Consider the following 10882-nt stretch of genomic DNA (forward strand, 5'->3'; position numbering starts at 1 on the left):
AAACGAAGCGCAGTCAGATAGCCGGAGATCTCCTCAATCTCACAAGGCAGTTCTTGTTCGTGCAGAACCGTGCCTTTGCCATCGACAACACAGACCGCGCAGGACCGCAGCGAAACGTCCAAGCCCGCGAAATACTCCATTCGAAATCTCCCATGTTCACAGATCTATTGTGATCCTATCGGGAGCTCGACCTCAGTTCAGGGTCCGCCCAATTACGCATGCTTTCGGGAACCCTCTCGCACGCACCGCAGTGTCTTCGCTGCGCCTGGCATGAATGTCGCAATTGGGCTGGTTCAAGCCGATCACGGTTGGTTTCGAGCAGGCTTGTGATGATCTCGCGGTGCTGCGCTGCCGCAAGGCGGCGGTGAGCCCGTACCCTAAGGTTAAGGTAGGTCTATTCGGACACCCCCTTGAGGAAGGATACGATCGCTTCAGAAATATCCTGATGGATAGACTGGCGCGCTATCTTCGAGGTGCCGCAGAGCGATGGATCTCCGTCTTCCTCGCTCAGAATGTCTGGTCCGGCGACTGTGCAAACGGCGAAAGCGTCGAAAGCAGATGCTCCGGGTATGACCACGGCTTGGGATATGTGGCTGTTGTCCACTGAATCATCCGGATCTCCAAGCACAATCCGCAGAATATTCACGTCACCAGCTGCAATGCTCAGAGCGGGCAGATACTCGGGGTGTACGGCAATCACCGAAGTGACACGAGGATCTCGGGTCAGCCCCTCCAAGCCCTCTGGATTGGTGTCTGACGGGTCTACGCCTATGGCGGCGAACCACTCGCAATCAGGCCCTTCCATTGGATTATCTGCTGCGCAGGACCGCAAGTAGCGTGCCGTATCCATTTCCGCGCCGGCAGAAATAAGAGCAGCGGTTGCGCCAAGTGCAAACCCAGCTACGGAAACTTTGCTTCCATCAATTCGCGGCCCCCAAGTTTCATCAGTCAGCATGAAGTCTAAGGTGCGACGTATGTCCTCTGGTCTTTGCCATATCTCATTCAGCGCAAGAGACGAAGTATTCGGACGCGGCGCGTTCACCTCGACAACGACGTAGCCTGCACGGGCAATGGATGCACTGAGCCAAGCACCGGAGTCAGCCGCTGATCTTAAGCCGCCGTGTGAAAGCACCACCAAAGGCAAAGTCCCTTTTGGAAAGGGCGTATCCGGAGCAGCTGGCGTCCCTTCAAAGATAGGATTAGCGCCGACAGTGATTGAGGCTTGCTCTTCCGAAGGATACCAGATCGACAGCGAAAGGGGGCGTTCGACTACCGAGGTATCACTAGAATGGGCGATTCCTGCCGCTGTTTCTGCAAGGCAAGGCGTCGCGGCCAGGAACAGAGCTAGAGAAATGCCAAAATTCATACGTTTTCCATATACACAGACTTAGAAATAGAGGCCTTATATCATGCTTTTATGACCATGTCTGTTTCGTCGCCCCCCCTTGCGCTCGATGATGGTGGATGGATGCACGTGCAGAGAAGGCCTGCTGCTCCCATTGTTCATGCAGCATAGAACCTCCGCCCTGGCACCAAATCCCGCAACTTTGCAAACGTAGCTCTCTGCGCTCCGCTGAGATCCGTGCCAAGCGCAACATGTCCCAGGCCATCTGAGCGGTTCGCAGGTCCGCTCTCGGAAATTGTTTTGCGGCTGCAGTAGGGCATTCGCTGTGCCTGGTTCGCGTGTCGCGATTGGACTGCCTACTGTGATTCACGCCTGTCGCGGTGAATGCCCAGTCAGAGCCCAAATTGCATTGTTCCAAGTCACTTTTGGAGCTTTGCCTGCTCCAGCGACCAATACTCCATGTCAAACAGGTCCGCCTCGGAAATCGGGGTAAAGCGCTTGAAATCTTCCGCTGCGTTCACGATCCGCGCGGTCTGCTCAAACAAGTCGCCCGCAATCCGTGCCGCTTTGTCGTTGGCACCCAGACCGAAGATCCCCAACCCCGGTACCAACACAACGCGCGGCAGCGAATCCAGAATGACCTTTGGCTCAGATGCATAGGGGGCGTTGCGATTAAAGTAGGCGGCATATTCTTCGGCATAGGCATCCAATGCCGCGTCTGACTGCGCGCGATCCGCGCCTTCTTCAAGGATCATGGCAAAGGGTTTGATGCGAATAACATGGTCCGGCGTCGCGGTGCCGCGGCGCGACAACTCGGCCAGGTTTCCCCGTTCCAGATAGCTGCGGATTGATGGGCCAGTGCGAAAATCCATCGCAGGCTCGGGCCCCAATGCGCCCCGCGCCGCCAGCGCGCCGCGCAGGGGGTCCACCAGTGCCATTGGCGCATCACGGTCCGTCACCTCGGGGCCGGGAACCTGAATACCGCGCGCCGCCAGATACTCTTCGGCCATAGTGACAAAAGAAATCATCAGCTCATAGCTGGCCTGCGCAGTCTCGGCAAAGGTGAAAAGGCCATGCTGCTCCAGCCACAATCCCTCCACCGATGGGTCGCGCGCCAGCGCTTCTTTGCAGGCATGGCTCAATGCATAACCCGGCATCACATAGGGCACAAAGCCCACACGTCCGCTGTATAATTCTGCTACCACCGTTTCCATGTCCTGCTGGTCGGCAAGGGCAAGGACCGCAGTGGCATGGGTGTGATCCACGAAGGCATGCGGCATATAGGCATGCAGCAAGGCCTCGATCGACGGGTTAGGGGCGCCCGGGTCCAACAAATTGCGGCGCAGATAGGCCACCATGTCTTCATCTGACATATGCGCGATATCACGGGTCTGCAAAAGCGGCTCAAGCCACATCGCCGGCAGGCCGGGGGCCTCGATGTCTCCCAGATCCCAGCCAGAGCCTTTCACATGGATGATCGCGCCCCCTTCAGCATCGGGAATTTTAACAGAGGTATTGCCGCCGCCGTGCAGCACCAGATCAGGTTCCTGGCCAATCAGGCGCGAGCTGTAAACCCGCAAGCCAAGCGCCGCGGGCTGGCCCTGCGCCTCGGCGGCATCGATGAACTGTTGTGCCTCGGTGTCATTCCATCTGGACTGCATATCGGTTTCCCTGAACGTCTGCGCAGGGACGCCTGAGGCGTCCCTGCTGATTGTGTGAATGGCTTCGATCAGAAATCGAAGTCGTCGATGTTTTCTGCGGTGAACACGGTGCGTTCGGGCAGTAGGACGATGCCATTGCCTTCAGCCTCATATTCATAGCCCTGCACCGCGTTCGGCGAGACTTCGACCGGGCCGATACCAGCCACGTCGATCTTGTCACCAACATTCAGCGGGCCGTTCTCCAGTACATGCGCCGCAACCGCAACCGAGATCGCGCCCTGCTGGGTCACGTCCCAGAGGCCAAACCGCTCGACCGTCCCGCGCTTCACATAGGGGCGCATCACGTTGGGCGTGGAAAAGCCCACGATGGTCACATCGCCAGCGCGCTCCAGGTTCTCAGCCGCCTGTGCGGAGGCAGGCAGCGCATTGGCATCAGGCGCAATGATGGCGTCCAGATCCGGATAGGCGGACAGGATGCTCTCGGCGGTTTGCAGGGATTTCTGCGCGTCGTTGTAACCATATTGGGTGGTCACCACCTCCCAGCCGGGATGCTCGGCCGCGATCTTGGCCTTAGCGGCTTCGGCCCAGGCGTTCTGGTCGGTCACCGTCGGCGACGAGTAGAAAAAGGCAACCTTGGCCTTTTCCTTACCTTGCAGACCGTCATTGGCCATATCGACCAGCAGACCGCCCAACTGCGCGGGCGTGCCCTGGTTGACATAATAAGAGCGGCATTCCGGGTTCACGTCGGAATCCCAGGTCATCACCAGAACATCGCGCGCCATCGCCTGCTTCAGTGCCGGACACAGCCCGTCGGGCGAGACCGACGACAGGATCACCGCGCCGTAGCCCTGGTTGACGAAGTTGTTCACGAACTGAACCTGGCCGGAGACGCTTGGCTCGGTCGGGCCGTCATAGGTCACATTGACCCCCAGCTTGTCACCCATCTCGGTGGCGCCATTGCCGCCCGAGGTGAAGAAGCCGACACCGACGAGCTTCGGAACAAAGGCGATATCCGCAGCGGTTGCCGTCGTGGTCATCATCAGGCCAGCCGCGATTGTGCTGAGCAGTTTTGCAGTGGTCTTCATAGTGGTTTCCTCCTCCATTGGAACCTGCGCCCGGATCAGTTGGCCTGCGCCGAGCGTTCCGGCAAAAACTCTCGCAGCAGCACCGCCCCATGGCGCAGCGCAACAACGAGAACCAGCAGCGCCCCGGACAGCGCGCTGGAAATCTGGCTGGGGACACCGCTCATTTGCAGGCCCTGTTGCAGATATCCGATGATGAATGTGGCAATGACCGTGCCCAGCACAGATCCCTTGCCACCATAGATGGACGCCCCGCCCAAAACCGCAGCGGTGATTGCAGGCAGCAGCGTCGCGCTGCCCAGATCCACCCGCGCCGAGCCAAAATAGGCCGACAGCATGATCCCGGCGAGCGCGGCAGCCAGGCCGGTCAGCACATAGGTCATGAGCTGCACCCGGAACACCGGCATGCCGGAATGGCGCGCGGCCTGTTCGTTCAGACCGATCTGGAACACCAGGCGGCCAAAGCGGGTCAGATGCAGCAACACCAGCAGCACCGCCGCAAAGCACAGGAAGACAAACAGCGGCATCGGCAGGCCAAACACCTGCGCATAGCCAAGCGCAGTAAACCCTGCGGGAAAGCCGCCGATCCCCTCATAGCCATTGGCGCCCACCACGCCGGACAGGACCGTCGCCGCGCCCGAAAACATGTAGAGCGACCCCAGCGTCACCACGAGCGGCTGCAAGCGGGTCAGGCGGATGATGGTGGCATTCAAGACCCCCGCTAGCGCCCCGGTGGCAAATCCCACCACCAGCGACAGCGGCAATGCCAGGCCAAAGAAGTTAGCAATGCCAAAGGCAATCGCCGCCAGACCCACGGTAGAGGCAAAGCTCACATCGATACCGCCGGCAATGATCACCAGCGTCAGCGGCACCGCAACAATCCCGACCTGCACAAAGTCAGAGGTTCCGAACAACAGCGAGCTGGGGCGCAGGAAGCGCGGGTTGATCATGCCAAAGATCAGAAGTTCGGCCACCAGAATGGCCAGCAGGAGCACCTCCCACCGCATCACATAGCGTCTCATGCTGCGTCCTCCAGCGGTTGGGGGGTCTGTTCTGTCTTGCTGCCCCGGCGATAGCGCGCCGCGCGGTCGCGGGCTTCCAGTGCAATCCGCAACCGCCCGTCGATCAGCAGCACGCCCAACAGCATGGCGCCGCCAATCAGGTCATTCCAATAGGCCGGGATTTTCAGGAACACGAGCGAGGTGTCGATCGAGGTGAAAAAGATCACGCCGATGACCACGCCGCCAACCGACCCAACGCCGCCCAGCAGGCTGATCCCGCCCAGCACCAGCGCCGCAATCGCGCGCAGCTCAATCCCGTTGCCGGCCTGATTGGGGACAAAGCCGATCTGCGCCGCAAAGGTGATGCCGGCCAGCGCATACATCGCTCCCGCCCAGGTAAAGGCCAGCAGTTCAATCCGCCGCACCGGCAGGCCCAGGTGATGCGCCGCCTCACGGTTGTCACCGGTGACCATCACCCAGCGCCCGCGCCTGCTGCGCAGGAACCACCAGACCGCAACGATCACCAAGGCCGTGATGATACCCATGATGGAAAGCCCGGCAAAGGATTTCGCACCAAGCGACTTGAGCGCCTCGGGCAGCTCCTCAATCCACTCGCCGCCGGTGGTGATCAGCATCACCCCGCGAAACAGGCCCAATGTGCCCAGCGTTGCCACGATGGACGGCACACCAAGCCCCGCCACCAGCAGACCATTCACAAGCCCTGCAAAGATGCCGACCCCAAGCGCAAAGCCAAGCGCCAGCGGCAGAGCAAACCCATCGTTGAGCGCCAGCCCCAGCACCACCGCAGACAGCCCGAGGATCGAGCCCCCCGAAACGTCGATATTGCGCGTCAGGATCACCGGGAAGATCCCCAATGCGACCAGCATCAGCACCAGCCCATTGGACCAGATAATGGTGGCTGTTCCCGCCGACAGGAACCCCGGCGCGGCCAAGCCGACCAGCAGCAGCACCGCCACGGTAACAAGAAACAGGGTCGCGACACGGTCGCGGGCGATCCGCTCAAACATGCGCGGCCTCCTGGGCCTCAAAGGCCAGTTGCGAGATTTCATCCGGGGTTGTCCCAGCGGGCAGCTCGCCCGCCACATGACCACCAGCCATCACCGTGATCCGATCCGACAGGCGCACCACCTCGTCAAAATCCGACGAGATCAGCAGAACCGAGGTGCCCCGTGCCGCCAGATCCTCAATGATGCGGTAGATATCGTTGCGCGCGCCCACATCGACGCCGCGGGTTGGCTCGTCCAGGATCAACAGTTTCGGCTCGGCTGCCAGGCATTTGGCCAACAGCACCTTTTGCTGGTTGCCCCCCGACAGGCTGCCTGCCGACTGATCCGGGCTGGCGCATTTGATCCCCAGCATGTCGCGGTACTGCGCAAAGCGTTTGCGCTCGACATCGGGGCGCAGGAAGAACGGCAGCCGGTCATGAACAAAGGACGAGGCATTCCAAAACAGCGGCGCCGCAAGAAACAACCCGTATTGCTGCCGGTCCTCGCTCAGCTGCACGACCCCCTGCCGCACCGCGTCACTGGGGGAATTGGCCTCGAATTCAGACCCTTCCAGCGTGACACGCCCGCCTTGGCGCGGGCGCAACCCAACCAGGGTCTCGGCCAGTTCGGTGCGCCCTGCCCCGACCACACCGGTCAGTCCCAGAACTTCACCCCGGCGCACCTCGAACGAAATATCGACAAAGCCTTCACCGCTGAGCCCATCAAGCGACAAGACCACCTCGCGCGAGATCTGCCTGCCGCCGCCGCGCGCTTCCAGCTCCGTTACACCGGGGCTCATCGCCGTCAGGATATCGGCATCCGTGCACTGCCCCATGTCGGCGCTCAGCACCACATTGCCGTCGCGCAGGACGGTGATCCGGTCACAGACCGCGCGCAGCTCATGCAGTTTGTGCGAAATGAACACCAGCCCATGCCCCGCCGCCCGCAGCGCCTGCATGCGCGCAAACAGGGTCTGCACCTCATGCGGGGTCAGGGCTGAGGTCGGCTCATCCAGGATCAGCACCTTGGCCTCACGGATCAGGCCGCGCAGGATCTCCACGATCTGACGGTCGGCAATCTCCAGCGTTGCAGCCTTGGTATCCGGCGACATGGCCACGCCGATTTGCGCGATCAGCTCCTCAACCCGCGCACGATAGGCCGCAGAGGGTTTGGGCAGGCCGATGCAAATGTTTTCAAGCACCGATTGGTTCGGGAAAATATGCGCCTCCTGCGGCACCAGATAGAGCCCCATCGCCAGCGCCTGCGCCGGGGTCGCGGGCTCCAGCTGGGCACCGGCAATCCGCACCTCGCCCGCGCTGGCCTGCACCAGACCCGCAAGAATCTTCATCAACGTGGACTTGCCCGCCCCGTTGCCGCCCAACAGCGCGTGAATTTCCCCAGCGCGAACCGAGAAATTCACCTGCTTCAGCACCGGGATGCCAGCGTAGCTTTTCGACACAGAGTCGAGCTCTGCAAGCACAGGTTCCATAACGCCTCCTCAACGTTATCGGCTCTGCCGCTCAAGCGCTGATCCGGAACCCGTCGCTGGATTCGCTAAACTGATCATCTGTTGGCGACTACATCATTTGTTCAGCAGAATCGGATCCTGTCAACCATCTTGAATCGAAAATAGCGCAGTATCACGTCCGATAAGAAGCGGATTGACTTGAACAAATGATCTGTCATTAATAAATTGATCTTGCGAGCCGCGGAGGAAGGCCCCTATGACCGACCAGACAACAAACGACGCTGACGAGGCGCTGCTGGCACGGGTGGCCTGGCTGTATTACAATGATGGCCTCACCCAGAGCGAAGTCGGCGAGATCCTCAACCTGTCCCGCATCAAGGTGTCCCGCCTGCTGGATGCCGGCCGCACCTCTGGGCTGATCCAACTGCGGATCAATTCGCGGCAGCGTGGGTGCCTGGAGCTGGAAACCCGCATGAAGCAGCAATTCGGGCTGAGTGATTGCCGCGTCATTCCCGAAAGCCCGATCGACGACACCAACATGCGCATCGGCCAGGCTGCGGCGCAGTATCTGATGCAAAAACTCTCCCCCGGCGACAGCCTGTCAGTCGGCTGGGGCGACACCGTCACCCACTCCATTCGCATGCTCGGCTACACCGCTCAGGAACGTGGGGTCGGCCTGTATTCACTGACCGGCGGCGTGCAGACCTATGTCGAAGGCATGCGCGAGGCCAACTGGCACCGCAACGTGAACATCATTCCCGCCCCGCTGGTTGTCTCCTCGCCCGAGCTGGCACAGGCATTGATGCAGGAACCCACCGTGGCCACGCTGATGGCAAAGGCGCTCGAGGCGGATTACAAGCTGGTCGGCATTGGCGGCATCAGCGAGACCGCAACCGTGGTCAGCCATGGCTATATCCCGCCGGGTGAAATCGACCCGCTGCGTCGCGGCGGCGCGCGCGGCGATATCCTGTGCCGCTTCTATGACCGCAGCGGCGCCGGCCTCGACCTGCCCCTGCATGAGCGGGTGATCGGCGTGGACCTCGACCAGCTGCGCGACTCCAGCCAGGTCATCGGCGCCGCCGGCGGCGCCACCAAGGTGGGCCCGATCCTGTCCGCCCTGCGCGGCAAGATCGTGAGCATTCTGGTCACCGATGAACCCACCGCCCTCGCCCTCCTCGACGCAGCAGAGGTCTGAGCATGACATATTATCTGGCATTTGACGCAGGCACCGGCAGCGGCCGCGCCGTCCTGTTTGACGACACCGGCGCAGAGATCTGCGCATCGGGACAAGAATGGTGGCACGCCACAGACCCGCGCTATCCGGGTTCGATGGATTTCGACACCGCAGACAACTGGGCCGCACTTGCCCGCTGCTGCCGCGACGTGATTGCCAAATCCGGCATCGACCCCAGGGACATCAAGGCCGTCAGTGCCACCGCCATGCGCGAAGCCTTTGTGCTGCACGACAAGACCGGCACGGAAATCTGGGCCTGCGCAAATGTCGACGCCCGCGCCAGCGACGAGGTGCGCGCGCTGAAAGCAGATCACCCGGATCTCGAGCAGGACATCTATGCACGCTCCGGGCAGACCTACGCGCTTGGCGCATTGCCGCGGCTGATTTGGCTGCGCAAACACATGCCCGACGTGCTGGAACGCGCGCAGTCTCTGACCATGCTGTCGGACTGGGTGCTGTATCGCCTGTCCGGTGCGCTCACATCAGAGCCGTCAAACGCCGGCACCACCGGCCTGATTGGCCTGCGGGACCGCACCCCGCTGTCCGATGTGTTTGATCGCATGGATCTGCCCGCTAGCCTTATGCCCCGCACTGTCAGCACCGGCGAGGTCGTCGGCGAAATTCACGGCACCGCAGCCAAGGAAACCGGTCTTGCACCGGGCACGCTGGTGGTTGCCGGCGGCGGCGATTGCCAGACCGGCGCGCTGGGACTGGGCGTCGTCAACGAAGGCGACTGTGCCGTTCTGGGCGGCACCTTCTGGCAACAGGTGGTCAATGTCCCGCTCAGCCTGACAGACCCCACCATGAAGCTGCGCATCAATCCGCATGTGGTGCCGGACCTCAACCAGGCCGAGGCGATCAGCTTCTTCACCGGCGCGGTGATGCGCTGGTTCCGCGATGCCTTTGGACAGGGCAAGAGCTATACTGAACTGGAAGCCGCCTCCAAATCGGTGCCAGCAGGCGCTTATGGCATTATCCCCATCTTCTCGGATGTGATGCGGTACGGCGAATGGTTCCATGCCGCGCCATCCCTGCTGAATCTGTCGATCGACCCGGACCGCTCCGGCCCCGAGGCCATCTTTCGCGCCTTGCAGGAAAACGCCGCCATCGTTGCACACCGCAACCTACAGGCAGTGTTCGACCTGACCGGCCAACGCCCCGAGCGGATCATCTTTGCCGGAGGCGCGTCAAAATCAGCCCATTGGTCGCAGATCCTCGCGGATGTGACCGGGCTGACCGTGGCAACCCCGCGCGTCAAGGAGGCCACCGCCCAGGGCTGCGCCGCAGCTGCTGCAACGGGCGCAGGGCTGTTTTCGTCACTCCGCGACGCAGGCAATTCCTGGGCCCAGATTGAGGCCGAGTTCACGCCGAACCCGGACCTTCACGCGCTTTATGCCGACGCCAGCACCCGCTGGGCCAAGGCCTACGCAGTGCAGCGCGAACTCGTCACGTCAGATGTAACAACCTCAATGTGGCAGGCGCCCGGCACCTGACGCCAGGCCGCGTGCATTAAATTCACGAAAGGATTCAAATGCTTATTCAACTCGTCAACATCAAGGTGCAGGACGGCACCCGCGACACCTTCCTCGAGGCGTTCACCATCAACTGCAACGGCACCCGCGAAGAGCCCGGCAACATCCGCTTCGATTTGCTGCATGACCCCGAAGATCCCAACAATTTCTTCGTCTATGAAATCTTTGAAAGCGAAGCCGCGCTGGATAAGCACCGCACAACGGCACATTATCAAACCTGCGTAGAGATGATTGATCCGATCACCATCGGCGGGCGGACCAAGACCTATTTCACCCCGATTCTGGTTCAGCGAAATGAAATGCTCTAAAATGCTGTTAAGTCGGTTCGGCAAGCGGGACAACGGTCTCCCTTAAGGGCCTGATTCCATCAATGCTCTTCAGGACAGCAAGTCTGGAAGTAGGCTTTCGGCCGCCTCTTCCAGCCTCCCACCCATCCAAGTTTACGCCAGCTGGACAGTTGCTACGTATATGTCATACGCATGACCTACACCTGAATAATTGAACAATATCAGAGCATTAAGACAAACCCCACAAACATACCATCGGACAAAC

General features: G+C 60.9%; 9 protein-coding genes and 1 pseudogene. 3 read left to right on the forward strand and 7 right to left on the reverse strand.

Annotated features, from left to right (window positions below):
* The 7 genes and pseudogenes from AC0IPL_RS21875 to lsrA all read right to left on the reverse strand — a co-directional run.
* A pseudogene (locus AC0IPL_RS21875) lies at positions 1–140 on the reverse strand (IS110 family RNA-guided transposase); the annotation flags it as partial.
* Between the two features lie 254 nt (positions 141–394).
* Positions 395–1366, reverse strand: coding sequence for an alpha/beta hydrolase family protein (locus AC0IPL_RS21880; RefSeq protein ID WP_474277395.1), 972 nt, complete (start codon positions 1364–1366; stop codon positions 395–397).
* Positions 1367–1764: 398 nt separating this feature from the next.
* On the reverse strand, positions 1765–3006 hold the full coding sequence (locus tag AC0IPL_RS21885) for a class II aldolase/adducin family protein (protein WP_474277398.1): 1242 nt from the start codon (positions 3004–3006) through the stop codon (positions 1765–1767).
* Between the two features lie 68 nt (positions 3007–3074).
* Entirely contained in the window at positions 3075–4091 is a 1017-nt protein-coding gene (gene lsrB, locus AC0IPL_RS21890) for an autoinducer 2 ABC transporter substrate-binding protein LsrB (RefSeq protein ID WP_474277401.1), read from the reverse strand.
* Between the two features lie 35 nt (positions 4092–4126).
* A complete protein-coding gene (locus tag AC0IPL_RS21895; protein ID WP_474277404.1) occupies positions 4127–5110 on the reverse strand; it encodes an ABC transporter permease subunit in 984 nt (327 codons plus the stop codon).
* Positions 5107–6117 carry an ABC transporter permease subunit gene (locus tag AC0IPL_RS21900; RefSeq protein ID WP_474277407.1) on the reverse strand — a complete coding sequence of 337 codons (1011 nt, stop codon included), beginning with the start codon at positions 6115–6117 and terminating at the stop codon, positions 5107–5109. The genes AC0IPL_RS21895 and AC0IPL_RS21900 overlap by 4 nt, the downstream gene beginning before the upstream one ends.
* Positions 6110–7585 carry an autoinducer 2 ABC transporter ATP-binding protein LsrA gene (gene lsrA / locus AC0IPL_RS21905; protein WP_474277410.1) on the reverse strand — a complete coding sequence of 492 codons (1476 nt, stop codon included), beginning with the start codon at positions 7583–7585 and terminating at the stop codon, positions 6110–6112. The genes AC0IPL_RS21900 and lsrA overlap by 8 nt, the downstream gene beginning before the upstream one ends.
* A gap of 235 nt (positions 7586–7820) precedes the next feature.
* Here lsrA and AC0IPL_RS21910 point away from each other — a divergent pair, with 235 nt between their 5' ends.
* The 3 genes from AC0IPL_RS21910 to AC0IPL_RS21920 are packed head-to-tail and all read left to right on the forward strand — an operon-like array spanning position 7821 to position 10638.
* On the forward strand, positions 7821–8759 hold the full coding sequence (locus AC0IPL_RS21910; protein ID WP_474277413.1) for a sugar-binding transcriptional regulator: 939 nt from the start codon (positions 7821–7823) through the stop codon (positions 8757–8759).
* Positions 8760–8761: 2 nt separating this feature from the next.
* A complete protein-coding gene (gene lsrK / locus AC0IPL_RS21915) occupies positions 8762–10291 on the forward strand; it encodes an autoinducer-2 kinase (protein ID WP_474277416.1) in 1530 nt (509 codons plus the stop codon).
* 38 nt (positions 10292–10329) lie between these two features.
* Positions 10330–10638: an antibiotic biosynthesis monooxygenase gene (locus AC0IPL_RS21920; RefSeq protein ID WP_474277419.1), complete on the forward strand. Its 309-nt coding sequence runs from the start codon at positions 10330–10332 to the stop codon at positions 10636–10638.
* Positions 10639–10882: the final 244 nt, after the last annotated feature.

This window comes from Leisingera sp. SA32, assembly GCF_056033425.1.